Below are 25078 nucleotides of genomic sequence, written 5' to 3' on the forward strand. Positions count from 1 at the left end.
CAGAAGAGAGAGCTTGAAGTCGAGGACGATCCATGTCAGGAGCCGGGTGGCCGGAACGGATCGAACGGGTCGCCGGCGGGCGAGCGGGCCGGGGCGGCCGAGCCGCTCGGCGCCGTCCCGCCGAACGTCGGAGCCGCGTCCCAGGAGGGTGCCGCACCGAACGTCGGGGCAGACGGAGCACCGAACGGGTCGGACGACGACGGCGCACGCGGGGGCGTCGCGGACGGGGTCGACCCCGGGTGAGCGGCCCTCAGGTCGGCCACCCGGCCCGGCACCTTGCGCACCAGGTCGGCGACCAGTCGGCGGTTGCTGTCGTCCGTCGCGTCGGCGCCGACGAGCAGCAGCACGGTCGCCAAGTTCGCCGGCCCGTCTGGATCGTGCAGCACCACCCAGTTGTTGTGGATGGCCAGCGGAAGTCGCGCGCCACCCGTGCGCCGGTCGACGCCCGGTTCGGCTCCCGAAGCCGCGACGAGGCCGGGCTGCTGCGCGACCACGTATCCCGGCCCGAACGGCGACAGACCGATCCGCGTCCGCAACTCCACACCCTCGACATCCAGGCCGCGAGCGGGTTTGTTGAGCCCCCGCACGAGCTGACTCAGGTCGCTCTCTCGGATCCCGAATTCGACACCGTCCCGCAGAACCTGCCCGCCCTCGATGGTGACGCCGACGCGCATCGCCTTGAGCGTCTTCGCCGGAATCCGGGCGGTCCACCACTTGATGCCGTAGAGCACGAGCGGCGGCAGTGCGATGCTGACCAGGAGCACCAGCACGAACACGAGCCAGAACCGCCCGCTGTTGAGCGGCTTCTGCAGCTCGGCCGTGAACGCGACGGTGATCGGCAGCGCGCGGTCAGGCTCACCGGAAGGGGACATCATCAGCGGAATCGACCCGTTGAGGGAGCCGTTGCCGGGTGCCGGAACAGACAGGTCGACGGGAAGATTCGCCTGCTGGCCCTCACCGATCTCGAGGCAGTCTGCGGCGGACGGTGCGGTGCCGGCGGAGACACCGACGTCACCGACTCCGTCGGGTACGGCGTCGAGCGCGACCGGTGCAGCCTGGTCGAACCACACGCAACCGGGCCCGGTGATCGGGATAGTCGCGGCGAACTGGCCGGCGCCCTCGACGGTGCCGAAATCGACCTTCGACGGCACGGCGGGGTAGCCGATCGGCGGAGACACGGTGAGCGGGACATCGACGAACTGCGGTGTCAACGTCGTGCCCGGGGCGATGACGTCACCGGACGCGGATCGGGCGTCGGCCGTCGTCACATCGAGCGTGAGCCGCAGCGTCGCCGCTCCCGGCGGAACCTCGGTGAAGTCGAGTTCGACGGGATCGCCGATGCGCTCCTTGGCAATCCGATCGACCAACGGGTGATCGACGTTTCCCGCATCGGTCAGCGACACCGACAGGGCGGCGCTACCCAGCAGATCCGAGGGGTCGATCTCGTTCCGGTCGGAGTCGACGATGCCCAGACGGATGGCGGACGTCTTCTCGCCGCTGTGCACGGCCGTCGTATCCATCCCGAGCCAGGCCGGGAACAGATTGCCCGAGATGTGGATGTTCGTCTTGGAGCGTGCCAGCGGGCTGGAGCCGTCCGGATCGACGAACACGAGTGCCCACATGCCCTGCCACTGGGCGGAATCGTTGGACTTGGTCATCGTGAAGCTGACCGAGCGGGGCGACATCCACCGGTACGCCACCTGGGCGCCGTCCAGGGTCGCGGTCGTGGGTGCGCCTTCGCGGTCGAGTGCGAGTTGCGCCCCGCTCGGAGCGACGAGGGTCGGGATCAGCCCCTCCGCGTCGGCCGAGCCGAGCACGGTGACCGAGCTGATCGAGTCGTCGAGCACGAAGCGGTGCCGCGCCTCGTCACACACACTCACGACGCAGACACCCGTCTCACCCTCGATCGGGGCCTGACCGGGTGTGCTGAACGCGTCGAACGCGAACAAGAGGTCGTCGATGTTCTGTGCGAGGTAGAAGTCACCGGGTGACGGTGACGTGGTCTTTCCGCACGCCCCGTCGCCGCCGGTCGCGATCGACCGCATCAGGTCGAAGTCGCTGGGCTGCGCGGTCCCCGCGGCGAGGCCCACCGCGAACGTGACGATCCCCGACGAGCGCAGCTGATCGGCGATGCCGGCGGGACGACAGATCGATTCCCGGGCGGCCGCCACCACCTGTTGGACGCCCTGATCACTACCCAGGGAAACTCCCTGCGCGTAGGGCTTCTCGGCGTCGCGGACGGTGAAGTCGAGCTTTCCGTCGGAGAACCACGCCACCGCCTGGCAGCGGTTTGCCTCCGATTGGCCGTCGCGTTCCGCGAGCGTGCGGCGGGCACCGTCGAGCGCGTTCCAGTAGTCGGTATCGATGCCGTCCGTGCGAGTACGGAACCTCTCGACCTCGCCCTGCAGGGCGGGCAGCGAACCGTTGTCGAGTCGGGTCCACGGTGCGTGGACAATGAATTTTTCGGAGAATCCCGCGATCGCGACGTTGAGCTCCACACCCGCGGAGCCGCCGAACGTGTTGAGCTGTTCGAGCAGGTAGTTGGCCGCAGACACGCGCGCCGCGTCGGGGTCGGAACCCTGGAGGCTGCCGGATTGATCGACCATGAGCAGCAGGTCGCCCTGTTGCTGCGAGGCGAGACAGCCACCGAAGTCTCCGACCGCTGCGGTCGTCGGGGCCGCCGACGCGGACGGGATCGCCAGCATCAGGTGCACGAGCGTCATGGCCGCGAGGGCGGCTACCTTCTTCACAGTCGACCCGCCCATTCCGCAATGCGCCACGCGCTCGCCACGATTCCCGCCCCCGCGAGGGCGACGACCACCCAATACCCCCGCTGGGCGGCCTTCGATCGGGCGTAGACGGGCTTCGCCCGCTGCGCCGTGTCGAGCACGGTGAACCGTGAGAGGAACACGAACGCGAATCCTCCCGCCAGCACCCAGGCGAGGAAGGCGACGGCCGTGAACGAACCCGCCGTGATCGCAAGGATCAACCCCGCCGCGGCCGCCACTGCGGCCAGTGCGAGCCAGATGACAGGGGGCTTACCCTGCGCGATCGCGCCGCCGGGTCGCTGACTCTGTGCTGCAGCGAAGGGCTCCGCCGCCGCGGTCGGCGCGAACGCGGAGGGCTGAGATGCGAAGGGGTCGGCGGACGCCGAGCCGAACTGATTTGCAGCCGGCCACGACGAGGCCGAGTCGGTGGACCCGCGATCACGCGAGGTGTCGTAATCGCTGAAGTCGAAGGGATTGGTCATCGAGGCACGGATTTCTCTCGCGGTAGGGCGCAGACGCACAGGGAAGCAGGTCTGGTGATCGAACATTCCATCGCGACATTGCGACGAGCGTTACAAGAGCGATGATGAAACAATAAGCGGCACAGCGCGTTGCAGATACCACTGCCGAACGCATCGCCCGCGGACGGCACGTCGGCCACATCCGAATCGGCGGCGTCGATCACGCGCGCCCGTCCCCCTCATTTCCTTGAACGTTGAACTATGCTGCTGAAATTACACCCCGCCCCCGACACGTTTCTCGACCGACGCGGGTTAGGCGACGAGATTCATTCAGACGAATGACAAAACCACCCGCTTTCGGTCGACAGTCCACCCCGAGCGCGTTAGTTGAAACTAGTACCAGACAAACCCGACGTAACACATAACCGTGCCCGCGGTGGTGAGCTAGCTAAAAAAACTGCGCCCCAATGAATCCGAGTCAATACACCGTTCAACCGACACCACCAGGGACAAATAGGGACTTCGGACCTAGCGGTGTCGGCATCAGCGCGTCAGCAATTGTTGGGCTCGCCGATCTTCACAACCGACAGCACCGCGTCACCCTCCCCGACCAAGGCACCGGGCGACGGCTGCTGACCCACGACGACCCAGTTCGAGTCGAGCACCTGCTTCCGTCCCGCACCGGTCGCATCGGCACTGCGCGAGAAGAAGACCCCCGCCGCCTGGATCGTGTTCTGTGCCGTCTGCAGGTTCATGCAGACCACAGCCGGCATCGGCACCAGCACAGGCGCGCTCGAGGTCGGCGCCACAGGCGCAGGCTGCACCGGAACCACGGGCGCAACCGCGACCGGTGTGGTCACGGGCACCGTCGTCGTCGGCCGCATGGTCGTGGTCGTCGTCGTGGAAGCGACCGCGGTGGTGGTCGCCGATGCCGTCGACGAGGACTCACCCGAACCGCAGCCGGCAAGACTGGCGGCCACCAGGACGACGCCCGCGCATCCGACGATCGAGGAGAACAACGGCCGTCGCGCGTTCCGCGGCCGGCTCACTGTTTGCGAGTTGGCAGCGGCGGGCTGAATATCGATCGACACGGCAGTGCCCTTTCAGAAATGCAGGCGACCTGCCCGGAAACTTGCTGATTCTCGCCTGGGTAGTCGCATACGAAACTGTGTAGGCGCTCGCGCGTCCGATTTCCTATCCACGCAGCGACAGCACGATGGTTGAAACTAATACCAGACTGCCCGGGCTTTCACACAATTCCGCAACGGGTCGCCAACCAATGCATGGACGTTACGCAATCACCTGCGCGTCAACGTATCCGAGTCAATACACTGTTCGATCGACATCCCCGAATAGGCACCTCGGCTGATTTGTCGGTCCCCCACGACAAGATGTCACCGTCCCCGAGGACACCGACATTCGCCGAACCTTCATCGCCGAGGGACGCCCCTGGAAAGACGCTGTGACCGCGTACCTCGAACCGAGGTCGCCGGGCCGGCCCTGGTTCATCCGCGAACCTATTCGCAGCGGCGACGTGCTCATCACCGTGCTCGACAACGAACCGCGCACTGTCCTGTGCAAGGAGCTCGCGGGTCCGTCATCGCCCGACACCATCGGCGTCACGCAGTCGTGGCCGCTCCCCGAACTCCCGTCTGTTGCTGCCGTCGAAGCCTGCGCGGGCGTCGTTCTTCCCACCATCGCAGGTTGAGTCGACAACGAGGTCGGCGGCCGACTACTGACTCCGCTCCTCGAACATCCTGCGAACTTCGACGACCCGTTCGCCCGACGAGACGAGGCGTCGCACACCACGGCGGCCGCGGCGCGTGTGCTGCTGAAGTCCGCCGGCAAGTGCACAGCCTGCGGAGAGACGATCGACTTGCGTGGCAGTGCCGCACGGGAGCGCGTACACATCCACACTGCCGAGAACGGCGTCGACCACTGGAATTATCACGGGCCGGCGCATGACTGGCCGGCTGCCTTGTGCACTGGGTGCCAGACTGCGATGACCGAGGGCGGATTCTCCACCTTCCTCGACTACCGCTTCTCCTTCCACCCGAGCTGCTCGCGATGCGCGGCATCGCAAACCCGGTCTGCAGTGATCGGCATGCCGATCCCGCGCGAGCCGGTGCCGCCGTGGACCATTCCGTTGGGCTGCATCGTCACCGACCCAGTGCCGGACTGGATGTGCGGCGCATGCGGGTACCGCTGGGCAAACTAACGGGGCGACATCAGATCCCCATCCGTTTGGCCAACTCCGCTCCCCCGACCTCCCGGATGAAGGCCGGATCGCCACACACCACCAGCTGATCCCGGGCACGCGACAGCCCGACGTACAGCCGCTCCCGCGAACGCTCCTGCACCACTTTCTCATTGAGCGCCAGAACGACGGCACGGCGTTCCAGACCCTTGAACCCCAGGACGTGCCCGTAGAACACCTGCTCGGTGTCCCAGAAGCTGTCCCAGTAGGCCACGTTGCCCTCCGCCTGCCGGCCGACCTGCTCCGGATGACGGCTGCCCGTGGCAAGCAACGCCAGATCCTCGGGACGCCACCCCTCGTCCATCAACGAGTCGATCTGATCGTCGGCCACCGTCAGCGCATCCTCTGCGGTGCAGGGCACGAAGAGTACCTCCGGGCCTTCCCCACCGAGCAGACGCATCCGCTGGCCGACCAACGGCGTGAACGAGTCCGCGATCTGACGGGTATTGCGCAGATTGTGGTCGAGCACCAACGGGACCAATTGAATCGGCGGAACACCCTGCCGGTCGAACACCCGCTGCCCCTCGTCGCTGAACACATAGATGCCGCCGGCTTCCTCGTCACGCAGCGCCGCCAGCAACGGCCCCCACCAGTCATCGGCGAAGTCCTGCGCCTCGTCCACGACCACCGCGTCGAACCGGTCCCGCAACGGCAAGTCCGACGCCAACTCCGCCATGTGCCGCGGAAGGTCGTGTTCCCAGAACTGCACGGTGTCGGTGGTGCGGATGCTTTCGTCCGGGCCCTCCGGCGCTCCCCACCGCTGACCGAGCGCATGGAACTCCCCCACATACGCAGGCCGCTCCTCGTAGGACCAGGTGGCGGTCAACCGTTCGAGATACGACGCCAACCCGTGCGAGTAGCAGATGAGCGCCACCCGCTGCCCCTGCTTCGCAAGCCGCCGCGCCTTCTCGACCGCTAGGAATGTCTTGCCGCTTCCGGCGCCGCCCCGCACCTCGACACGGTGCAACAACCGGATCGCGTCGAGAATCACCGACTGCTGGGCAGTGAGTGCGTCCGCCGCGTCTTCGTTCGCGATCGCCCTCGCAACCACGTCGCGTTGCGGGAGGCCCCGTCCGGAGAGGACCGTCGTGAGCTGATCGACCCCGTCGGCGGGCAGGGCCGGGCGGTCCAACTGTTGACCGGACAGCACCTTCTGCAACCGCGACACCACCTCATCCAGGTTGGTGCGATCAATCACCTTCCAGCGCGGGCATTCCGGCAGGGCGAAGTCGTCGGTGATCTCCACGTTGGGGAAGACCACCACGTGGTCCCATCGCAGCCGCCCGTGACTCCACCGCGGGTCGGCCTCCACGTAGCTCCGCAGTGCATACGACGCGTCACGTGCTTGCCGGACCGGGTTGATGACCGTCGGTCCTTTTCGCTGCTCTTGGTACCAATCGGTGCCGTCGTGCCAAATCTGCCCGCCCTTCACCTCCAGGCAGACGATTCCGTACCCCTCGAGCGCCACCACGAAGTCGATCTCGTGATCCTTGAGCCGGTCGGTGACCCGCTGATTTGCCACCACCAGGTCACCGTCGCCGAGCTGACCGAGAAGCGCTTTCCACACCGATTCCTCGGAACCATTCACCAGACGCGGATTCTCGGGAATACGGATCACCATGCCGATACTGTCGCACGCCGACTTCGGTTGAGCGCGGCGATCCCCGGCTGACGTCCACGGTCAGTAGTAGTTTGGCGATGTGGACACTACGTGGCAGGACCCCAAAGCCGTCTCGTCGATGCTCGACGACTGGGAAACGTGGGCAATCGTCGGGCTCTCCGGCAATCCGGACCGGACGGCTTTCCGGATCGCGGAGCTGTTGCAGCGCCGGGGAAAGCGCATCGTCCCGATCCACCCCGACGCCCCGATGGTGCTCGGCGAGCAGGGCTATCCCACTCTCGCGGACGTCCCGTTCCCTATCGACGTCGTCGACGTCTTTCGCCAGTCAAACGCGGCCGGCGAGTTCGCGGACCAGGCCGTCGAGGTGGGCGCGAAGGGCGTCTGGTTTCAGTTGGGAGTCATCGACGAGGCCGCCTTCCAGCGAACGACCGCGAAGGGAGTTGCCATGGTGATGGACACGTGCCCGGCGATCGAGTGGAGTGCACGGGAATCAGCGTGACCGTGGTCGGGCTGAAGTCCGACCACGCGACTACGGCTACTCTGGACCGAAATCGTGCAAATCGGACAACAGTCTGACGCGCTCAGTCAATCGGAAGGTTTCCCACCTGTGGCCATCGACTACACCCGACGCCCGTCCAGTCCTGCCGCCCCGCAGGGCGGAGTCAGTCTGAGCAAAGTGACCTTGTCGAAGGCTGCGCCTTCCGTCAGCCTGACGAAGTCGGGTGAGCGGCAAGGCGCGATGCGCGTCAACCTCAACTGGTCGACGGGCGCGACACCGCAGCCGAAGAAGACCGGCTTCTTCGCGAAGCTCGCCGCCGCCGCGGGCGGCAACAACGGCATCGACCTGGACCTCGGCTGCCTGTACGAACTGGCCGACGGGTCGAAGGGTGTGGTCCAGGCACTCGGCAACAGTTTCGGATCTCTGCAGGCCCCGCCGTTCATCAAGCTCGACGCCGACGACCGCACCGGCACGGTGACCGGGGGCGAGAATTTGCATATCAATCTCGACCGACCGGAGATGTTCAAGCGGATCCTCATCTTCGCGATGATCTACGACGGCGCACCCAACTGGGCGGCCGTGGACGGCGTCGTCACCCTCTACCCCACCAGCGGACCCGAGGTGGAGGTACGACTGGACACGTCGAACAGCTCCGCTCGCATCTGCGCCATCGCGATGCTGCAGAACACCGGGCAGGGCATCACCGTCACCCGCGAGGTGAAGTACATCGAAGGCAGCCAGGCCGATCTCGACAAGACCTACAGCTGGGGCATGAAGTGGGCGGCCGGCCGCAAGTAGTAGAGACGGCGGTCGCGAAACCACATCCGCGACAGTGACGGCGGCGACGCGGCTTCCGGTATACCCGGTCCCCCCTCCGCCAAGGGAATACTTGGACCGGGCTTTGCACCGAAAGGACCCTCCATGCGCACACAGAGTAACCTGTTGCTCCGCACATGATTTCCATCCCGAGGGCGCAACCGCTGCGCGGTAGGGTCCGCCGCTCGAGCCGCGCGTAAATCCGTCGATTGATTCGAGTACCTGACATGGTCGCTCAACTAGTTGGGCCTGTCACCGAGATTGCATCCTTAGTGGTCGACGCCGCTCGATGCGTTGTTGACGATTCCGATCGCGGCAGGGCTTGGTCACATAGCACGTGCGCTGTCACGCACCAGGGCACTAACGTCAGAACTATGTTCAGTACTGAGATCGAGGTGCGGACCGGCGCCGAGCCGGTGGTGCACGACCTGACCCGTGAGATCGAGAAGTTCCTCGCCTCAGCAGGCGCCGGTGACGGCCTGTTGCATGTGTGGGTGCCGCACGCCACTGCTGGACTCGTCGTCATCGAGACCGGCGCGGGAAGCGACGACGACCTTCTGCGGGCGATCGACGAGGTGCTTCCGCGCGACGACCGGTGGATCCATCGCCACGGGAGCCATGGGCACGGCCGCGACCACGTGCTGCCGGCGTTCCTGCCGCCCTACGCGTCCGTGCCCGTCTTCGACGGAGCACTCGCGACGGGCACCTGGCAATCCGTGTGCCTCGTCGACACCAATGTCGACAACCCGGTGCGGCACGTCCGGTTCAGCTTCCTGGAGGGCTGAGCCGACGCCTGCGGACCGTCTCCGATCACGCCTGCGCGAGTCCCCTTGCCAAGGAATAGATTTCGGGCAGGCTCGCCGTCTCATCGGTGGACGATTGGTCCACCCACGTTTCCAACGCCGCACGGAGCACGGCAATCGACACATCGACTGCCAGTCGAACCTGCAAGTCGGCGCAGTCGAACCTCGTCGACACCACATCGACAAGCGCCGCGGTTCGCCGCACACTCTCGCGCGCCAGCTCCGCCCGCAGCGCCGGCTCCTTTTTGATGAGTCGGTTCACCCGCAGCAATCGTCGGCAGGCGATCGACAAACTGTCCGAGTACATCGTCAGAGCAGCAGCGAAGGCCGTTTCCAGCGCGAGCCTCGGTGAAACTTCCGAGTCGAGCTGGTCGAGCCCTCCGGCCAACACCGCCTCGAAGGCCCAGTGATCGCGGAGCGCGGCCTCTTCCTTGGTAGTGAAATATCGGAAGAAGGTTCGCTGCGACACTCCCGCAGTCTGCGCGATCTCGCCGACGGTCGTGCCCTCGACACCCTTGTGCTCGAACAGTGTGAGTGCGGTCTCGCTGATCTCGACATTCGTCTGCTCGCGTCGCCGCTCCCGCAGCCCCAGCGGGCCGGCGGGCAGGTCAGGCGACACGGAGAACGCTTCGAGTCTGGTCATCAACGGCCTTCGCAATCGGTAGGAGCACCCACCAGAGATCGTTCATATCTGGTCAGCAGTTGTCAAGATGGCAGCGTGTGCCATAATGTATGTGAAGGGTAGGTAATCTATGAATCTCAATATCGGTGATATTTTTCTGTACCCGCACCACGGGTCGGTGACTGTCACAAAGCTCACGACCCGGATGTTCAACGATTTGCCCACCGAATACGTACAGTTCGAGGTCGCTCAGAACGGGCTGTCCATCGAGATCCCGGTAGCGAAAGCCGAATCCATCGGCGTGCGAAACGCGATCAACAACGACGAAGTCGGTCGAGTCTTCGACATCCTGCGCGGTCCGACGGTCGACGACCCGTCGAACTGGTCCAGGCGGTTCAAGGCCAACCAGGAAAAGCTGACCGTCGGCGGAATCTTCACGGTGAGTGAAGTCATCCGCGATCTGATGACGCGTTCGCAGGTCAAGCCGCTGTCAGCCGGCGAGAAGCGGCAGCTCGAGCACGCAATGCAGCTCGTCATTTCCGAACTCGTCCTCGCGATGAAGTCCGATCCCGACGAGACTCGGCGCCGCATCGAAGCGATCTATGAACCCGCGTCCGCCTCTACGACGGCGGCTGTCGCAGTCTGAGAACACCATCGGCAGCAGCCCTGAACGAAAGTTCAGGGCTGCTGCCGATTTCGTGTGTCATTTCGCGGCCTGTCACGACTCCAGCGTGGAGTCGAGATCAGCTGCTGCCGAAGAGGTTTCCGAGTGACCCCGTTCCCGAACCGGCCCCGTACGTGATGACTACCGACGAAACAGCATCCGCCCCAGCGACGCTGAAGGTTCCGCCGGGCGCGTAGGACGATCCGCCACCACCTCCGCCACCACCGTAGTTCTCGGCGCCACCTCCGCCGCCGAACCAGCCGCCGCCACCACCGCCGCCCGTGCCTGCACCGGCACCACCGGCACCGGCTTCACCCGGCGAGCCATGCGGGTCAGTGCCACCGTTGCCTCCGACACCACCAGCGACGTCCGTGCCGCCTCCGCCACCGCCGCCCCCGCCGCCGGGTCCGCCAGCAGGTCCCATCAGGTTGCCTGCGCCACCGATATAGGTGTCACCCGCGCCGCCTCCGCCCGCGGCGACGATCTGACGATCCGCCAGCTCACCCGTCCCGGTGCGAACGTCGGAGGCGCCACCTCCGCCGCTCGCGCCGGTGCCGCCGGCTCCACCGCCGTTGTATCCGGCTTGACCATTGCCGTCGCCACCGTTTCCGCCGACCTGGATGTACAGCGCGTCACCGGCGGCGACCGTCAGCTGTCCGGTTGCGACGGCCGCGGCGCCGCCGAGAATGGTCCGGCTGTTTCCACCACGTCCGCCCGTCGCCGTCACCGCCAAGCTGGTAATGCCCTCGGGAACCGTGAACGACTGCGCACTGCCGGTGAATGTGAACGTGCAGGTCACCTGGGTGCCGACGCCTTGCACACAACCGGCAGGTAACGCTGCCGGCGCTGCAACCGCCACGCTGGGGGCAAGCAGTCCCGAGGCACCCACTACGGCGAGGCCACACATTCCGGTCGTGTACCACCGGCGGCGTGATCGAACGAGGTTCGTGGTCAAAGCAGTCTCCTGTCGCAGAGCGAGCATGTGAAAGCTGGTCCGGGTGGAGCATTCCACAGCGTCCGGCTTCCAGTGGGTGTTCCAGTCTCACCGTCGGCTTTCACACCAAAACACCTGGTCACGGGGCATTCCGTTCCGCTAATCGGGACCCGCGGTATCGCAAACCGCGCCGAAAGGTCAGTATGAAGGCAAGTAGAACTAATTTGTTCATCTAGGCAACGAGGTAGGCACATGAGCGACGCAGCGCCCATCGGTGACGGGATCTTCCAGATTCCGGTGCCGATCACGGACAACCCCCTCGGTCACACCCTGGTGTACGCGATGGAATCCCCCGGCGGTCTGATCCTCGTCGACGCCGGTTGGGACGACGACAACGCCTGGAACGGCCTCACCTCCGGACTCGAGGCCATCGGACACTCGGTGAAGGATGTGGAAGGCGTCGTACTCACGCACTTCCACCCCGACCACACCGGTCTGTGCGGTCGCGTCCGGGAGGCCTCCGGGGCATGGATTGCGATGCACGAATCCGATCACGGGATGTTCGAGCACATGTCGACCGGTCACGGCCCCGAGTGGTTGCACTTCCAGAAGGAGAACATGACGCGGGCCGGCGCCGCCCCGGCAGACCTCGAGGCATTCGAGAAGTCCGCGTCGGGGAAGCCGCCTGCGGGTCCCGACTCGGCGCCCGATCGTGTCCTCGTCGACGACGAACTCATTGCCCTCACCGGCCGCAGCCTGCGCGCCGTCTACACCCCCGGCCACACCCCCGGCCACGTCTGCTTCTACCTGGAAGACGCCGACGTGATGTTCACCGGCGACCACGTCCTGCAGAAGACGACGCCGCATGTCGGCAACTTCGTGTACCCACTCGAGGAACGCGACGCGCTGGCCGAGTTCATGGACTCGCTGCGCCGCGTCCAGACCATGAACATCACCCGCGGCCTCGGCGCCCACGGCATCCCCATCGACGACGTCGCGGGACGTGCCGGAGAGCTGATCGAGCACCACGAAGAGCGACTCGACCACCTGTACAAGGCTTTCGGCGACGACCAGATCACGGTGTGGCAGGTCGCCGAGCGCATGAAGTGGTACAAGCCGTGGGCCGACATCTCACCCATGGGCAAGGGCATGGCGCTGTCCGAGGCAGCGGCCCACCTTCGGCACCTCGTCGCTCGCGACCTCGTCGCCCAGGTTCCCGACAGCGAACCCGCAGTCTTCGCCCGTCGCTGACACGTGAGTGGCAAAGCGTGCCCGAGCACGCCTTGCCACTCACGTGGGCGGCGTCATCTCGAGCCGCACGCCGAGGAGTCGCACTTCCCGGTCGTGGTCCAGCCTGTCGACCAATGCTGCTGCCGCGTCGGTGATCACGTCCGGATCGAATGTCGGCTCCGGCAGTGGTTTGCTCGTCGTGTGGGTGTCGAACGGGGCGTAGCGCACCTTCAATGCCACGCGCACCGCCCTGCGGTTCTCCGCGAGGATGTCCTCCCTGACGCGGGAAGCGAGACGTATGATTTCCTCGGTGACGGCCTCCCGGCCGGCGAGGTTCTGCTGAAAGGTCGTCTCCCGGCTGTGCGACCGGGCCACCCAGGGCTCCGCCGAGACCGGGGAAAGATCGATGCCACGACCGATCCTGGCGTACCACGGTCCCATGTTCGGACCGAGGGTCGTGGCCAACTCCTGATCCGAGGCGTCGGCGAGTTCTCGGACGGTGCTGATGCCCAGCGCGGCAAGCTTCTTCGCTGTCTTCTTGCCGATCCCCCACAGCGCGTCGGTGGGGCGCTCCCCCATGACGGCGAACCAGTTCTCCTCCGTCAGCCGGTAGATGCCCTGCGGTTTGCCGAAGTCCGTCGCGATCTTGGCTCGTAACTTGTTGTCGCCGATACCGACTGAGCAGTGCAGCCCGGTCGCGTCGAGGACGGCGTCGTGGACGGTTCGCGCGAACGCCTCCGGGTCTTCGGTCTCGACACCCAGAAACGCCTCGTCCCAGCCCATCACCTCGACGACGACGCCCAACTTACGCAAGGTGTCCATCACGACGCCCGACACCTCGGTGTAGGCCTCGGCGTCGACGGGCAGGAACACCGCGTCGGGGATCTTCCGTGCCGCGATCCGCATCGGCATCCCGGAACCGACACCGAACTCACGCGCCTCGTACGACGCCGTCGATACCACCGCGCGCTCGGTGGGATCGCCGCGACCGCCCACCACGACGGGACGTCCCCGCAGCTCAGGGTGCCGCAGCACCTCGACTGCGGCGATGAACTGGTCGAGATCGACATGCAACACCCACCGACGACGCGGCGGAGTGCTCATGGAACCAGTGTGCCGGAATCGTCGAACCGGGACCCTCGAATCCTCGAGTTCGGCCGCGGCGGAGGTCAGAACACGTCGTCGGCGTCGACAGACGGTATCAACTCGTCGGGGAACCGATACGAGCATCCGAGTTCACTGGTGGACCGGGTGCCCCAATTGTCCCGGAACCAGGCTACGCACGTGTTCGCGATCAGGTTCACATCGCGACTGAAGAGATAGCCGTCGGTGCAGTCTTCGAAATGGCCGTCGAAATGCCACCTGTCGAGGGTCAGGTGCTCGGCGGAATAGTCGGCGAGCAGCAGGTGCCCGAGTTCGACGCGTGATCGCCGGAGCATCAACACACCGTCCGCCAGTACCTGAATCTGCGCGCAGACAACTTCTTCGTCGTCGTCCTCACCGACGTAACTGTTCGGGCCGATCTCGACGATGAGCGCAACTGGTTGATCGACCAGCGAGCCGGTCAACCACTCGACCATTCCCGCCCACGAAACCTCGGGCACCTCGGTGGAATCGACCATCGTCGTCAACCTCCCTCGCTCGCGACCGACTATTGCATGGACGTATCAAAGCAGAAGATTCCGACAGATGTGGCCCGAAATCGTTCTGCATCGACGAGTGTCGTTTGCGTGACCGTCCGGCGACGCCTGGAGGCGTCGGCAGCGCGCGATGCCATACGTCTCGAAAGCACCTGCGCCCAAAAAGGTTCGGGCGAAATCCAGTACTGTGGACCTACATCGACAGCACCATCTGCGCGAGGAGCCGACCCCATTCGGGGTCCATGGGCTGGTCGCGTTGGACGTAGCCCTCGACCATTGCGCCGATCAGTTCGAGGAACGAGATCGTGGGACGGCCCATCCAGAAGACTTCTTCCCGGCCGACGATCGTGCCGTCGCTGGTCTGCCAGCCGAGGGCGGCGAGTCCTTCGGCGATCACGTCCCTGCGTTCGTCCGACGACGTGCCTGCGGCGAGTGTGAGAAGCACGAGGTATCCGGCCTCCCGCTCGATCTGTTCGGTGCCCAGCGGCAGGCGCTCGAGCAGGTGACGCCACATCTGGTTCGCGTTGTCCGCCATCGCCGTTCCGAGATTGGTTCGAACGAGTTTTCCCTTGTACTTGCGCACCAGTCCGAGGGTCTTGGCGTACTCCCGGAGCAGGTGGACCGGCCGTTGGTCCGTCTCGCGGTTGCTGGTGGCGGGCCAGTCGTCGAAGCCCGGCAGCGCCTGCCGCATCTCCGCCACCACGGCCGGGGGCAGGTAACCCGCCTGAGTCAACGTGATGCCGTCGGATCCGATGCGCTGCAGAAGCCACCGCAGATGAAACGTCGCCGCTTCCTGGGCCGCAGGAAAGTCACCCGTCCGCGTGGTGAGCTGGGCGTGCTCGAGAAGCGAAAAGACGTGCGGGGCAGCCTGATGGGGTATTCGTCGCAGCAGTTCGGCGAACTTCGAATCCGTCACCGGCCCGTGGTCACGGATCACGACTTCGATCCGCAGATTACGGTTCACGGCGTCGACGCCGAACGATTCGGGCGCGAAGCCGGGCCCCACCCACGCCCCGGCGTCGTGATGACCGGGGTGCGACGGGGTGGCCAGGACCGTCAGCAGGTCGGCGTATCCGCCCGGTCCGCCGCAATCCTCGGGTGGGCAGGCGCGGGCACCGGCGAGGCAGGTCACCGTCGGCGCGGGCCCGCCGGCCTCGATCCGTTCGAGGACGATCGTGTGGTCCCAGCCGTCGCCGAAGTCGTATTGATACGACAGCAGCTCGCCAGGCTCGGCCAGAACCTGATCGAGCCGCACCGCGTCCTCGCACAGCTCGTCGTCCTCGTCGGCGAAGCCCTCGTCGATGCTCTCACGCATCTCGTACCGCTCGGAGGCGGGCGGCTCGCCGCCGACCCACGAATGCAGGTGGCTGTCCTGCCAGCCCATGACCGTCTGCACGATCGGATGCAGCTCGTTCAGCCGCAGGTTCGACGGCACGACGAACTGCCGCCAGATGGTCGGCGACACGTCGTCGAGCTCGATCCGCAGGTGGAAACTCGCGACGTCGCGGCGACCCGGCCGCTCGGACGGCCGGACGATCACCGGTGTGTCGGGAACGACGGACAGGTGTCGGCGTTTACCTGAAGCGGTCATGGCGTCATGGTAGGTGGGAGGCAGCGGTGTCCGGCACAAGTGCTGACGATAGCGTGAGCGCATGTCGGTGTCCGCAGTTCTCGCAGGTCGGTACGAGTTGCGGGGAATGCTGGGGCGCGGCGGAATGGCCGATGTCCACGACGGATGGGACCTGCGCCTGCAGCGACCCGTCGCGATCAAAGTGCTGCGCCCGGAGCTCACCTCCGTCCCCGACACCCGCCGCCGGTTCGAGGCCGAGGCCCGGCTGGCCGCCACGTTGAATCACCCGAACGTCGTCGCGGTGCACGACTGCGGCGAGGACGCCGGTGTGGCGTTCATCGTGATGGAGCGCCTGCCCGGGCGGACCCTCGCCGACGAGATCGCCGCCGGTCCCGTGCCGGACGCGCGGGTGCGGTCGATCCTCGCCGACGTGCTCGCCGCCCTCGGCGCCGCCCACGGAGCCGGGATCCTGCACCGCGACATCAAACCGGGAAACGTGCTGTTCACCGCCGCGGGCACGGTGAAGGTCGCCGACTTCGGCATCGCGAAGAGCGCCGCATCCGACCACACCGCGACAGGTCAGGTGCTGGGCACCGTGGCCTATCTCAGCCCGGACCGCATCCTGGGCACACCCGCCACCACCGCCGACGACCTCTACGCCGTCGGCGTCGTCGGCTACGAAGCCCTCGCCGGGCACCGGCCGTTCGCCGGCGACAACATCCTGTCGCTCGCCCGGGCCATCACCGACGGGGCGGCCCGACCGCTGCGCGACGCCCGCCCGGACGCCGATCCGAACCTCGTCCACACGATCGAACGGGCGATGGCCCGCGACCCGCAGCAGCGGTACGCCGACGCCCAGAGCATGCGGGACGCCGTCCTCGGGGCGCCCGGCCCGCATCCGCCGCCGACGAGAACATTCACACCGACGACGGTTCATGAGCTGCCACCCGAGCCTCGGCGGCCACGGCGCACCGGGCTGATCATCGCCGCGATCGCCGCCGTGCTGGTGGCCGTGGCCGTGGCTGCGCTGGCCATCGCGTCGCAGAACCGGGACGGCACGGTCGGTCCCGGGCCGAGCACCACCGCCGTCGTCCCCGCCCCGGCACCCGTCTCCGTCCCGAGCAGCGCCGTCGAGGTCAACCCGGTTGCGCCTCCCCCACCAACCGTCGCACCGGTACCGAAGCCCGGACCGGGAAACAACAACGGCAACGGCAACGGCAACGGGAACGGGAACGGGAACGGGAACAACAAGACCAAGGAAAAGGACAAGGAGAAGGACGGCAACTGAGCGAGTCGCGGTGGCGTCAGGCGTGGGCACCCACTCCACGGCGCTCATCCACGGCGGCCCGAACGGCCGGCGCGACATCGGTCGCGAATCGTCGGACCTGGGCGAGGTTGTCGCCGTCGGTGCCGAAGACGAACGTGTCCATGCCTGTTTCCACCGCGAGTTCCGTCAGTTGGCTCACCCACTGCTCGGCGGTTCCGCGGAACAACGTGTCCGACGGTGTGTCGCTCACCTGACCGAACACGTTGTAGGCGCGGACGATCGAGCTCGGGTCCCGGCCCGCATCCGCCGCGCCCGCGTCGATCCTCGCGTGCATGCCGGGCAGGACGTCGGGCGGAAAGTACGAGCTCGACGGGACCCACCCGTCCGCAGAGCGTCCCAGCGCCCGCAGCATTCGGGGGCCGCCGACGCCCAGCCAGATCCCGATGCTGTGCGCCGGGACCGGTCCGGGATGCACACCCTCGAGGCGGTAGTGCTCACCCTCGGAATACACGGCACGCTCGCCGGACCACATCAGGCGGATCACCTCGACCGCTTCCTCCAACGCCTTTGCGGCCTGCCCGGGCGTGCGCACGTCACCGCCCATCGCCCCGATCGCCTCCCAGAACGCGCCGGCACCCAACGCCAGTTCGAACCGGCCTCCCGACATCACATCGAGGCTGGCCGCGGCCTTCGCCATCGTCGCCGGTGGGCGAAGCGGCAGGCACGCGACGTCGGGAAACACACGCACCCGCTCGGTTCGGGCCAGCAGTGCGCCCATCAGCGACCAGCAGTCGAGGAATTTCGCCTGGTACGGGTGGTCCTGCACGCCGATCAGGTCGAGGCCGGTCTCGTCGGCGAGGGCGGCGAGTTCGAACGTGTTGGCCAGCAACTCCACCGACGGGGTGACGAACGCCCCGAACTGGATCGCCCTGCCGTAATCGGTCATGGTGGTCGCGTCTCCTCTCGGATCGCTGGACTCTTTCGATCATCCACCTCCGCGACGTCCGGGAACACCCGCCGCGCAGTCGGAACCCCGCCGCGCGGCATAGTGGGTCCATGACAGACGACACGAAAGACGGCCCCGCACCCGACGTCCGGAACGCCCCCGAACACCACCGATTCGAGGTCCGCGTCGAGGGTGAACTGGCCGGGTTCACCGAGTACCTCGACGACGGGAATCAACGGATCTTCTTCCACACCGAGATCGGTGAGCAGTTCGGGGGGCGTGGCCTCGCCAGCACCCTGATCCGCAGCGCGCTCACCGAGACCGTCCGGGACGGCAAGCGGATCGTGCCGATCTGCCCGTTCGTCGCCGGCTACCTGAAGAAGCACGACGACTTCGCCGACGACGTCGACCCGGTAACCCCCGCCGCGATCCAGGCGGTGCAGCGTTCGAAGGGTTGATCAGGGTGCGCCGTCGGCGCCTCGCGCCTCTTCGAGCTTCCGGATGAGGGTGGCGGCGTCGTAGGGGCCGCTGTGCCGGGCGAGGTCGGTGCCCGTCGCGCCGAGGTAGAACGTGGGGGTCCCCCGGAAATCGCTCGACTCGGCGTCGAGTTCGTCGTCGTCGATGCGGTGAACGTACGTGCCCCTGCGGATGTCTTCCTCGAACCGGTCCATGTCGAGCCCCAACTCGGCGGCGTAACCGAAGATCTCGTCCTCGGCGAGGGCGTCGCTGTTGGCGAACAGGTGGTCGTGCATCTCCCAGAACCGGCCCTGCGCGGCCGCCGCTTCGCTCGCCTGGGCGGCGAAACGCGCGTGCGGATGCACGTCGTCGAGGGGGAGATGCCGGAAGACGTAGCGGAGCTCGTCCCCGAAATGGGCCCGGACGTCCCGGATGCTGCCGGTGGCCTTGCTGCAGAACGGGCACTCGAAGTCGCCGTACTCGACGAGGGTGAGCGGCGCATCCGCCGGCCCGCGCAGGTGATCGCGGCCGGGGTCGACGGGCCGGAGCAGGGTGAGTCCGACGACCTCCGTCGGCGGGTGCACAGTGTCCGACAGCCGGAACAGCGCCCAGCCGAGGACGGTGGCGATGACGGCCGCCGTCAGGACACCCACCCGAGCCTCGTTGGCGAGCTCGGGTGAGTCGATGGCCAGGTCGACGATGAACAGCGAGATCGTGAAGCCGATGCCGGCCAGCGCACTGCCACCGGCGATCTGTGACAGCGTCAGCCCGGGCGGCAGGCTGCCGGGACGCAGCTTCGAGAACAGGGCCGTGGCCGCGGTGATGCCGACGAGCTTGCCGACCACCAGGCCGAGCACGATGCCCCACGCCAGCGGAGACCTGGCCGCGTCCGCGAGGGTCTGCCCGGTGATGACCACACCGGCATTGGCGAGCGCGAAGATCGGGACGACGAGGAACGCCGTGTAGGGCTGGTAGAAGCGCAGCAACCGCTCGTTGACGGACACCGCGCGCAGCACGCCGAGCTGGGCGGCGCGGGCGTAGTCGGAGTTGGGTGACTGCCGGAACGCGCGCGTGAGTTCACCAGCCCGTTCCACCTCGCTGCGCCGCGGCGGATAGACGGGCAGGATCAGCGCGATCAGCACGCCGACGAGGGTGGGGTGGACGCCGGACTCATAGAACGCGACCCACGTGCCTGCCGCGACGATGAAGTAGGCGACGCCACGCCACACCTCGAGCTTGCGCAACTGGATGATCAGCAGCAGCCCGACGCACCCGAGTAGCAGCGGTCCGAGCCGGAGGTCGTCGGTGTAGAAGAAGGCGATGAGGGCCAGGGCGCCGATGTCGTCGGCGACGGCCAGGGTCAGGATGAAGACGCGCAACCGGGCGGGGCACCGGGGTCCGACGAGTGCCAGTGCGCCCAGCACGAACGCCGTGTCGGTGGAGACGACGACGCCCCACGCAGTGGCCTCGTCCCCGCTGGGGTTGAGGATCAGGAACAGGACGGCGGGCAACGCCAGACCCGCGATCGCGGCGAGGAGGGGGACGGCGGCGCGGGCACGGTCGGTGAGTTCGCCGATCGTCAGCTCACGTTTCACCTCGAGCCCGACGACGAAGAAGAACAGCGTCATCAACCCGTCGTTGACCCAGTGCTTCAGGTCGAGGCTGATGCTGTTGTCGCTGATCTGGATGGTCACCGGGGTGTGCCAGAACGACTCGTACGAATCGCCGATGTTGGCCCACACCAACGCGAGGATCGTGGCGACGAGCAGAAATCCGGCCGACAGCTTGTCGTCGTCGGTGTCGTCGCGGATCAGGGCCAACCGCGCCGACAGTCGCCGAAGTGTGGTGGGGCTGCTCTGCTCGACCGTCATCGGGTCCTCGTCAGACGTAGTTCTCGAGAACGAACTTGGTGAATCCCTTGCGGATCAATCGCACGGCCTGCTTCTGGCCCTGACGCAGCACCGACTTCGGCACCCACACCTTGGGCTCGACCGACATCGTGAGGTGCACCGACGTCCCGCGCGCGGTGGGGGTCAGCCGGTACTCCCCCTCCTGGCACTTCTGCTTCTCGCTCTCGAGGAGCGTCCACGACATCTGCTCGTCCCCCAGCCACTTGTGCTCGGCCAGCTGCGTGTCCGCGACACCGAGGACGGCGAGCGTCATCCGCACGGTGCGGGGGCGTCCGTCGTCGAATCGGGACTCGACGACCACCTTCTTGTGCACCGCCGACCACTCGGGGATGCGCTCGACGTCCGCCAGCGCCGCCATCACCTGGTCCTGGGGAGCCTCGATCTCGAACTCGCCCGATACCGACAACGCCATCGATTGCTCTCCTTCTCGTCAGATCCACATGCCCTACAGTTCGGACGCGTAGCGCTCCAGCATGGCAGCAAGTTCGCCGGGGCGCGCGAGTGCCGCCAGATGACCGGTGTCGATGACCTCCGGTGCGATGCCCAGCCGCTCCCGGACGATCCGCTGCATGAAGTCGAGCGGGAACAGCCGATCGCGCCTCCCGGCGACGACACGCGTCTTCACGTGCGGCCACGCGTCCGCCTGCCACACCGTCTCGAACGGGGTGTTCGAGACGACGGGCTCCTCCTGGCTGAACGCCTCCTCGGTGACGTCGTCGGGCACGTCGTGGAAGAACAGTGCCCGCAGGTCGTCGGGCGCGTCCGGGTCGCGACCCTCCAGCACGTCGAACGCCCGTTTCGCCTCCGGCTGACCGGTGGTCTCCCACCACTGCCCGGGTGCCTCCCCCGGCGCGGGCAGCATCGGTGCCAGCAGAACCAGCAGGTCGACGTCGACCTCGCCACGCTGACAGACGATCGCCGCGGTGAACGCGGACATGGACTGCGCGACCAGCACGATCGCCCCCTCGACGTCCTCGACCGCATCGACGACGACGTCGGCGAACTCGTACTGGCCCGCGTCGTCGTCGCCGTACGGAAGGTCGACGGCGATCACCGAGTGCCCGCTCCCCTCCAGGATCGGTGCGACGCGGTGCCAGTACCACGAGTCCGAGCCGGCGCCGGGCAGCAGAACGAAGGTTGCGGGCATCTCGACTGATCTCCTGTTTCCGGGACACGAACGGTCGAGTCGAGCCTAAGCGCTACGTGCGCGGGAATGCGCGCCCGGACACACCTTGCCACTCACCTGCGGGGATCTGAAACGGAAGCGCCGCCGAGGGCGATACACCAGTAGGTCGGACAGGAAGCTCCGACCGTGCCGGGATCCACCACACGTTACGAGAACTGAGCTGACATGTTCACCAACCACCTCTTCGGCGGAATGACCGAACAGGAAATCGACATCGAAATCGCCGACGAGCTGGCGGCCTGACGCACGGTCCCCGCACGTGAGTGGCGATGTGCACCCCGGCACGCTGCACCACTCCTACGAATGACGTTCACGCTCAGCCCTTCGCAGGCTACCGGTGCCGTTGACCCTCCCGGTTGCCGCCCTCACGGGAGTTCGCCGTCAGGCCGGCTCCCGCATCACGCCGAAGTGGCGCACCGTCCCGGAAACGCCTGGAAGCTCTTGCACGGGCGACCAGGTGCGCAGCCCATCCGTGCTGTCGGAATAGAGATACTTTCCTTCGGTATAGGCGTCGAGATAGATCCGCCAGGTGTCGTTCGGCAACTGAACCAGGGCTGGGCCCTCCACCAGCGAGCCCCAATTTCCAGGCGGGACGAATGAATAGGGCCCCGTCACCGACGACGCGACCGCATGCTCGACGACCTTCTTCGTCTCGTTCTTGGTAAACGCATGGTAGGTCGATCCCACCTTGACCACGGTGGTGTCGATATGGTCCGCGCCGATCCCGGCGAGCGGAACAGGCGGGCTCCACAACCTGAGCGATGGTTCCAGCGCCGTCATCAGATACGGTACGAATCCTCCCCCGGTCGACAGCGACAGGATGACGTTGACCCGGTCGCCGTCCACGAACCATTCAGGTGCCCAGGCCTTGGTGGTGAACGGCGACAGCGACGGTCCGTCGCTGAACCCGGCCGACCCCGAGGAACCCGGCGGGCTCGCTGAGCCCGTTCCGTCTCCCGTGCCCGGCAGGAAGGCGCAGCAGAACGGGACAGGCCAGGCCCCAAGGAACTTCCAGTCCATGCGGTCACTGCTGCGTGCGAAGCCGATGTTCGCCCCGTCGACCGTCGTGTAGGTGAGGTAGTAGAACCCGTCCGTGTGCCGGAAGATGCTCGGGTCACGCACCACCCCTGACGGAGGCCGATACGCAGACAGTCGGAGGGGCTGGAACCCCGTGCCGTCCTCAGACTCGTATACATCCAGGTCGCGGTCGCTGACGTTGCTGAACGCCACCATCGTGGTTCGCCAGGCGAGCGGTGCGGCGCCGCTGCTCCCCGGGGCGGCGACCAGCAAGCCTGCGACAGCGAGCATCACCATCGATAGGGCGGAAAAGCAGGTTCGTTTGGGCAGCATCACCGGTGCAGTATCTATCACAGCAGGCGCACCATGCGTAACTTTGGCCGCAGGCAGCGGATCGTTACCGACGGCCGTGCAATGACGCCGTAGACGAACCCGAGGGCGCCACCCGCAGCAGCGGCAATCAATACCCCTGCGGCGCGGTCGGTCTACGCGCGCGCCTTATGCATGAGGGCATCCCGGCGTAGCGTCACGGGGACACTGTAGACGGAGGAGTGCTCATGTCGGGCGAACTGTCGTTCTTCGAATTGGGTGTGGCCAACGCGGAGCAGGGCCGAAAGTTCTACTCGGCGTTGTTCGGCTGGGAATTCGAATCCGGGCCCGGCGGGTCGGGTTACTCCATCAACACACCGAACGTCCCGGGCGGGATCCACGGCGGCGACGAGGGCGCCGGCCCGTATGTCTTCTTTCGGGTGCCGGACCTCGACGCCGCGGTCGAGCAGGTACTGGCGCTGGGCGGCACCGTCGACGCCGTCGAGCTGGGCGAAGACACCGAGTCGGTGGCGAAATTCGGGCGGTTCAAGCTGTGCCACGACGATCAGGGTTCCGCCTTCGGGCTGCACGAACCGCCGTCCGGCAACTGAATCAGCGCGCCCCAACAGAGACTCCCGGGGCGCGCTGATTCGGATCGGTCGGTTACGGCTCGTTCGGCGAGTCGCCTCCGCCCTCGTCACCGCTGAAGGTGGCCGGTTGCGGCAGACCGTCCTCGGGTCCGTCGCACCAATTGTCGTACTGGTTGTACGGTTCTGCGCCCCACGCCGGGACGTTGTTCTCGTACGGTTCCGCCCAGTCGTCGCAGCCGGCCGGGCCGGTCGGCGGAACACCAGGAGGCAATGGTGCAACCGTGTCCGGTGCGCGCACCGGTACGACCGCCGAGTCGAGCGCGTCACCCCAGGCGACACCGGATGTTCCCAAACCGATCGAGGCCGCGAACACAGCGACCGCAGCCAATCTCGAGCCGACCTTCATCGTTGCCTCCCATAGGTGAATAACGCTGCCTAAGGGCTGTACCCAAAGACAACGTAAACAATCCTCGGAGGGCGAATTTCGTGAATGAAATTTGACGGACGGTCGGTTTCAGTTCACGACCGAGCTACACGACGGCACATGCCTCGTGCGAACATTCACCGTCGAATCAGGGATTGACCGTCCGGCCCTGCTGGTCATTGACCGGCGGCTGCTGCGCGGAAAGGCCGTCTTCGGGGCCGTCGCACCAGTTGTCGAATTGGTTGTACGGATCGGTGCCCCACGCCGGAACGTTGTTCTCGTACGGTTCCGACCAGTCGTCGCATCCGATCGGACCGTTCTGCGGGAATCCGGGTGGCATCGGCTGAATGACGTCCGGCCGACGCACCGGCACCGCCGAGTCGAGACTGCCGCCCCAGGCGACACCGGATGCTCCCAATCCGATCGAAGCCGCGAATACCGCCACCGCGGCCACTCTCCTGCCCATTCTCATGACTGCCTCCGTTGGTTCCATGGCCTCTCGGGGCGGTACCCAGAAACCCGGAAAACAATCCTCGAAGAGAGCGTTTCGTCCAAGAATTTCGACGATCAGTCGGTTTCCGGTCGGCATCGCATGTACATCTCGGTGACCGAGGTCAGGACCTGCTTGCCCGACCCGTTGAGAATCTCCGCCGCGACCGTCACCAAGGCCCGACCGCGATCGTCAGGCGTCACCTCCTCCACAACCAGCTTTCCGGTGAGCACATCACCCGGCTTCACCGGCCGGAGGAAGTTGACGTCGCGCATCCGCACCCCCGCAATGACGCTCCAGCCTGCATAAAGAGTGGTCGCGGACAGTCGCTGACACACCGCGATCGTGTGCACACCACTCGCGATGAGCCCACCGAAATAGCCACCATCTGCAGATTCACGGTCGATGTGGAACGACTGCGGATCCCACTGCCCTGCGAACTCGACCAACTCCTCCTCCGTCACCGTGTACGAGCCCAGCTCGAACTTCTCGCCCACCCGGAGGTCGTCCGCATAGACGACGTCACATTTGCTGTCCACTACCAACCGTCCGATCATTCGCTCACGCCTCCACCGAACACGGAGGCTGACGTCGAGGA

General features: G+C 66.4%; 28 protein-coding genes. 11 read left to right on the plus strand and 17 right to left on the minus strand.

What is annotated here, in order from left to right; genetic code table 11:
* Positions 1-35 precede the first annotated feature (35 nt).
* The 3 genes from RHA1_RS08195 to RHA1_RS08205 all read right to left on the minus strand — a co-directional run bounded on the left by RHA1_RS08195 (position 36) and on the right by RHA1_RS08205 (position 3984).
* Positions 36-2750: a vWA domain-containing protein gene (locus RHA1_RS08195; RefSeq protein ID WP_011594630.1), complete on the minus strand. Its 2715-nt coding sequence runs from the start codon at positions 2748-2750 to the stop codon at positions 36-38.
* Entirely contained in the window at positions 2747-3250 is a 504-nt protein-coding gene (locus RHA1_RS08200; protein ID WP_237726859.1) for a hypothetical protein, read from the minus strand. Before RHA1_RS08200 ends, RHA1_RS08195 begins: the two co-directional genes overlap by 4 nt.
* A 530-nt stretch (positions 3251-3780) precedes the next feature.
* Positions 3781-3984 carry a hypothetical protein gene (locus RHA1_RS08205; RefSeq protein WP_041811249.1) on the minus strand — a complete coding sequence of 68 codons (204 nt, stop codon included), beginning with the start codon at positions 3982-3984 and terminating at the stop codon, positions 3781-3783.
* Between RHA1_RS08205 and RHA1_RS08210 the strand changes: the two genes are divergently transcribed.
* The 3 genes from RHA1_RS08210 (at position 3983) to RHA1_RS51665 (ending at position 5447) form a co-directional block, all read left to right on the plus strand.
* Positions 3983-4306 carry a hypothetical protein gene (locus tag RHA1_RS08210; RefSeq protein WP_011594632.1) on the plus strand — a complete coding sequence of 108 codons (324 nt, stop codon included), beginning with the start codon at positions 3983-3985 and terminating at the stop codon, positions 4304-4306. The two genes, RHA1_RS08205 and RHA1_RS08210, sit on opposite strands and share 2 nt — an antisense overlap.
* A gap of 385 nt (positions 4307-4691) precedes the next feature.
* Positions 4692-4937 carry a hypothetical protein gene (locus tag RHA1_RS08215; RefSeq protein ID WP_011594634.1) on the plus strand — a complete coding sequence of 82 codons (246 nt, stop codon included), beginning with the start codon at positions 4692-4694 and terminating at the stop codon, positions 4935-4937.
* 294 nt (positions 4938-5231) lie between these two features.
* Entirely contained in the window at positions 5232-5447 is a 216-nt protein-coding gene (locus RHA1_RS51665; protein ID WP_237726860.1) for a hypothetical protein, read from the plus strand.
* A gap of 10 nt (positions 5448-5457) precedes the next feature.
* Here the strand turns inward: RHA1_RS51665 and RHA1_RS08225 are convergent, their stop codons facing one another.
* Positions 5458-7107, minus strand: a complete 1650-nt coding sequence (locus RHA1_RS08225) for an NERD domain-containing protein (RefSeq protein ID WP_011594636.1) — start codon at positions 7105-7107, stop codon at positions 5458-5460.
* A gap of 79 nt (positions 7108-7186) precedes the next feature.
* Here RHA1_RS08225 and RHA1_RS08230 point away from each other — a divergent pair, with 79 nt between their 5' ends.
* The 3 genes from RHA1_RS08230 (at position 7187) to RHA1_RS08240 (ending at position 9207) form a co-directional block, all read left to right on the plus strand.
* Positions 7187-7606: a CoA-binding protein gene (locus tag RHA1_RS08230; protein WP_011594637.1), complete on the plus strand. Its 420-nt coding sequence runs from the start codon at positions 7187-7189 to the stop codon at positions 7604-7606.
* A gap of 108 nt (positions 7607-7714) precedes the next feature.
* Positions 7715-8404 (plus strand): TerD family protein, encoded by a 690-nt coding sequence (locus RHA1_RS08235; protein WP_011594638.1) that lies wholly within the window; start codon positions 7715-7717, stop codon positions 8402-8404.
* Between the two features lie 392 nt (positions 8405-8796).
* On the plus strand, positions 8797-9207 hold the full coding sequence (locus RHA1_RS08240) for a secondary thiamine-phosphate synthase enzyme YjbQ (RefSeq protein WP_009474393.1): 411 nt from the start codon (positions 8797-8799) through the stop codon (positions 9205-9207).
* A 25-nt stretch (positions 9208-9232) separates the two neighbouring features.
* On the opposite strand, the gene RHA1_RS08245 is transcribed toward RHA1_RS08240, so the two are convergent.
* On the minus strand, positions 9233-9868 hold the full coding sequence (locus RHA1_RS08245; RefSeq protein ID WP_050787264.1) for a TetR family transcriptional regulator: 636 nt from the start codon (positions 9866-9868) through the stop codon (positions 9233-9235).
* Between the two features lie 157 nt (positions 9869-10025).
* On the opposite strand from RHA1_RS08245, the gene RHA1_RS08250 reads away from it, so the two are divergent.
* Positions 10026-10493: a CarD family transcriptional regulator gene (locus tag RHA1_RS08250; RefSeq protein ID WP_231914481.1), complete on the plus strand. Its 468-nt coding sequence runs from the start codon at positions 10026-10028 to the stop codon at positions 10491-10493.
* Positions 10494-10590: 97 nt separating this feature from the next.
* Here RHA1_RS08250 and RHA1_RS08255 read toward each other — a convergent pair whose 3' ends face one another.
* Positions 10591-11418 (minus strand): glycine-rich protein, encoded by an 828-nt coding sequence (locus RHA1_RS08255; protein WP_337505189.1) that lies wholly within the window; start codon positions 11416-11418, stop codon positions 10591-10593.
* Between the two features lie 279 nt (positions 11419-11697).
* Between RHA1_RS08255 and RHA1_RS08260 the strand changes: the two genes are divergently transcribed.
* Positions 11698-12696 carry an MBL fold metallo-hydrolase gene (locus tag RHA1_RS08260; RefSeq protein WP_011594642.1) on the plus strand — a complete coding sequence of 333 codons (999 nt, stop codon included), beginning with the start codon at positions 11698-11700 and terminating at the stop codon, positions 12694-12696.
* A gap of 39 nt (positions 12697-12735) precedes the next feature.
* On the opposite strand, the gene RHA1_RS08265 is transcribed toward RHA1_RS08260, so the two are convergent.
* The 3 genes from RHA1_RS08265 to RHA1_RS08275 form a co-directional block, all read right to left on the minus strand.
* A complete protein-coding gene (locus tag RHA1_RS08265) occupies positions 12736-13779 on the minus strand; it encodes a DNA polymerase IV (RefSeq protein WP_011594643.1) in 1044 nt (347 codons plus the stop codon).
* Positions 13780-13844: 65 nt separating this feature from the next.
* Complete coding sequence (locus RHA1_RS08270) at positions 13845-14297, minus strand: hypothetical protein (protein WP_011594644.1); 453 nt, start codon at positions 14295-14297, stop codon at positions 13845-13847.
* A 211-nt stretch (positions 14298-14508) separates the two neighbouring features.
* On the minus strand, positions 14509-15906 hold the full coding sequence (locus RHA1_RS08275) for a plasmid pRiA4b ORF-3 family protein (protein WP_041811250.1): 1398 nt from the start codon (positions 15904-15906) through the stop codon (positions 14509-14511).
* 61 nt (positions 15907-15967) lie between these two features.
* Here RHA1_RS08275 and RHA1_RS08280 point away from each other — a divergent pair, with 61 nt between their 5' ends.
* Positions 15968-17173 carry a serine/threonine-protein kinase gene (locus tag RHA1_RS08280; RefSeq protein WP_041811252.1) on the plus strand — a complete coding sequence of 402 codons (1206 nt, stop codon included), beginning with the start codon at positions 15968-15970 and terminating at the stop codon, positions 17171-17173.
* A gap of 16 nt (positions 17174-17189) precedes the next feature.
* On the opposite strand, the gene RHA1_RS08285 is transcribed toward RHA1_RS08280, so the two are convergent.
* Entirely contained in the window at positions 17190-18098 is a 909-nt protein-coding gene (locus RHA1_RS08285; protein ID WP_011594647.1) for an LLM class flavin-dependent oxidoreductase, read from the minus strand.
* Positions 18099-18208: 110 nt separating this feature from the next.
* On the opposite strand from RHA1_RS08285, the gene RHA1_RS08290 reads away from it, so the two are divergent.
* Positions 18209-18556: a GNAT family N-acetyltransferase gene (locus tag RHA1_RS08290; protein WP_009474404.1), complete on the plus strand. Its 348-nt coding sequence runs from the start codon at positions 18209-18211 to the stop codon at positions 18554-18556.
* Here RHA1_RS08290 and nhaA read toward each other — a convergent pair whose 3' ends face one another.
* The 4 genes from nhaA to RHA1_RS08310 all read right to left on the minus strand — a co-directional run bounded on the left by nhaA (position 18557) and on the right by RHA1_RS08310 (position 23000).
* Positions 18557-20425 carry a Na+/H+ antiporter NhaA gene (gene nhaA, locus RHA1_RS08295; RefSeq protein WP_011594648.1) on the minus strand — a complete coding sequence of 623 codons (1869 nt, stop codon included), beginning with the start codon at positions 20423-20425 and terminating at the stop codon, positions 18557-18559.
* A gap of 10 nt (positions 20426-20435) precedes the next feature.
* Complete coding sequence (locus RHA1_RS08300; protein ID WP_009474406.1) at positions 20436-20876, minus strand: SRPBCC family protein; 441 nt, start codon at positions 20874-20876, stop codon at positions 20436-20438.
* 33 nt (positions 20877-20909) lie between these two features.
* Positions 20910-21611 (minus strand): alpha/beta fold hydrolase, encoded by a 702-nt coding sequence (locus tag RHA1_RS08305; RefSeq protein ID WP_011594649.1) that lies wholly within the window; start codon positions 21609-21611, stop codon positions 20910-20912.
* Between the two features lie 420 nt (positions 21612-22031).
* Positions 22032-23000 (minus strand): glycoside hydrolase family protein, encoded by a 969-nt coding sequence (locus tag RHA1_RS08310; RefSeq protein ID WP_237724105.1) that lies wholly within the window; start codon positions 22998-23000, stop codon positions 22032-22034.
* 224 nt (positions 23001-23224) lie between these two features.
* On the opposite strand from RHA1_RS08310, the gene RHA1_RS08315 reads away from it, so the two are divergent.
* On the plus strand, positions 23225-23587 hold the full coding sequence (locus RHA1_RS08315; protein ID WP_009474409.1) for a VOC family protein: 363 nt from the start codon (positions 23225-23227) through the stop codon (positions 23585-23587).
* Between the two features lie 52 nt (positions 23588-23639).
* On the opposite strand, the gene RHA1_RS08320 is transcribed toward RHA1_RS08315, so the two are convergent.
* The 3 genes from RHA1_RS08320 to RHA1_RS08330 all read right to left on the minus strand — a co-directional run bounded on the left by RHA1_RS08320 (position 23640) and on the right by RHA1_RS08330 (position 25037).
* Positions 23640-23972 carry a hypothetical protein gene (locus RHA1_RS08320; RefSeq protein WP_009474410.1) on the minus strand — a complete coding sequence of 111 codons (333 nt, stop codon included), beginning with the start codon at positions 23970-23972 and terminating at the stop codon, positions 23640-23642.
* A gap of 166 nt (positions 23973-24138) precedes the next feature.
* A complete protein-coding gene (locus RHA1_RS08325) occupies positions 24139-24462 on the minus strand; it encodes a hypothetical protein (RefSeq protein ID WP_011594651.1) in 324 nt (107 codons plus the stop codon).
* A gap of 95 nt (positions 24463-24557) precedes the next feature.
* Complete coding sequence (locus RHA1_RS08330; protein ID WP_009474412.1) at positions 24558-25037, minus strand: MaoC/PaaZ C-terminal domain-containing protein; 480 nt, start codon at positions 25035-25037, stop codon at positions 24558-24560.
* Between the last annotated feature and the right edge of the window lie 41 nt (positions 25038-25078).

The organism is Rhodococcus jostii RHA1 (assembly GCF_000014565.1).
In the GTDB taxonomy this organism is placed as follows: Bacteria; Actinomycetota; Actinomycetes; order Mycobacteriales; family Mycobacteriaceae; genus Rhodococcus_F; species Rhodococcus_F jostii_A.

What these genes read in the sequence shown, in the direction of transcription:
- RHA1_RS08200 (WP_237726859.1), bottom strand. Translation starts at nt 3,250, where the DNA reads ATGACCAATCCCTTCGACTTCAGCGATTACGACACCTCGCGTGATCGC.
- RHA1_RS08255 (WP_337505189.1), bottom strand. Translation starts at nt 11,418, where the DNA reads ATGTGTGGCCTCGCCGTAGTGGGTGCCTCGGGACTGCTTGCCCCCAGC.
- RHA1_RS08245 (WP_050787264.1), bottom strand. Translation starts at nt 9,868, where the DNA reads ATGACCAGACTCGAAGCGTTCTCCGTGTCGCCTGACCTGCCCGCCGGC.
- nhaA (WP_011594648.1), bottom strand. Translation starts at nt 20,425, where the DNA reads ATGACGGTCGAGCAGAGCAGCCCCACCACACTTCGGCGACTGTCGGCG.
- RHA1_RS08210 (WP_011594632.1), top strand. Translation starts at nt 3,983, where the DNA reads ATGCAGACCACAGCCGGCATCGGCACCAGCACAGGCGCGCTCGAGGTC.
- RHA1_RS08260 (WP_011594642.1), top strand. Translation starts at nt 11,698, where the DNA reads ATGAGCGACGCAGCGCCCATCGGTGACGGGATCTTCCAGATTCCGGTG.
- RHA1_RS08320 (WP_009474410.1), bottom strand. Translation starts at nt 23,972, where the DNA reads ATGAAGGTCGGCTCGAGATTGGCTGCGGTCGCTGTGTTCGCGGCCTCG.
- RHA1_RS08285 (WP_011594647.1), bottom strand. Translation starts at nt 18,098, where the DNA reads ATGACCGATTACGGCAGGGCGATCCAGTTCGGGGCGTTCGTCACCCCG.
- RHA1_RS08305 (WP_011594649.1), bottom strand. Translation starts at nt 21,611, where the DNA reads ATGCCCGCAACCTTCGTTCTGCTGCCCGGCGCCGGCTCGGACTCGTGG.
- RHA1_RS08325 (WP_011594651.1), bottom strand. Translation starts at nt 24,462, where the DNA reads ATGAGAATGGGCAGGAGAGTGGCCGCGGTGGCGGTATTCGCGGCTTCG.
- RHA1_RS51665 (WP_237726860.1), top strand. Translation starts at nt 5,232, where the DNA reads ATGACCGAGGGCGGATTCTCCACCTTCCTCGACTACCGCTTCTCCTTC.
- RHA1_RS08280 (WP_041811252.1), top strand. Translation starts at nt 15,968, where the DNA reads ATGTCGGTGTCCGCAGTTCTCGCAGGTCGGTACGAGTTGCGGGGAATG.
- RHA1_RS08270 (WP_011594644.1), bottom strand. Translation starts at nt 14,297, where the DNA reads ATGGTCGATTCCACCGAGGTGCCCGAGGTTTCGTGGGCGGGAATGGTC.
- RHA1_RS08205 (WP_041811249.1), bottom strand. Translation starts at nt 3,984, where the DNA reads ATGAACCTGCAGACGGCACAGAACACGATCCAGGCGGCGGGGGTCTTC.
- RHA1_RS08275 (WP_041811250.1), bottom strand. Translation starts at nt 15,906, where the DNA reads ATGACCGCTTCAGGTAAACGCCGACACCTGTCCGTCGTTCCCGACACA.
- RHA1_RS08290 (WP_009474404.1), top strand. Translation starts at nt 18,209, where the DNA reads ATGACAGACGACACGAAAGACGGCCCCGCACCCGACGTCCGGAACGCC.
- RHA1_RS08265 (WP_011594643.1), bottom strand. Translation starts at nt 13,779, where the DNA reads ATGAGCACTCCGCCGCGTCGTCGGTGGGTGTTGCATGTCGATCTCGAC.
- RHA1_RS08330 (WP_009474412.1), bottom strand. Translation starts at nt 25,037, where the DNA reads ATGATCGGACGGTTGGTAGTGGACAGCAAATGTGACGTCGTCTATGCG.
- RHA1_RS08300 (WP_009474406.1), bottom strand. Translation starts at nt 20,876, where the DNA reads ATGGCGTTGTCGGTATCGGGCGAGTTCGAGATCGAGGCTCCCCAGGAC.
- RHA1_RS08240 (WP_009474393.1), top strand. Translation starts at nt 8,797, where the DNA reads ATGTTCAGTACTGAGATCGAGGTGCGGACCGGCGCCGAGCCGGTGGTG.
- RHA1_RS08310 (WP_237724105.1), bottom strand. Translation starts at nt 23,000, where the DNA reads ATGCTGCCCAAACGAACCTGCTTTTCCGCCCTATCGATGGTGATGCTC.
- RHA1_RS08225 (WP_011594636.1), bottom strand. Translation starts at nt 7,107, where the DNA reads ATGGTGATCCGTATTCCCGAGAATCCGCGTCTGGTGAATGGTTCCGAG.
- RHA1_RS08315 (WP_009474409.1), top strand. Translation starts at nt 23,225, where the DNA reads ATGTCGGGCGAACTGTCGTTCTTCGAATTGGGTGTGGCCAACGCGGAG.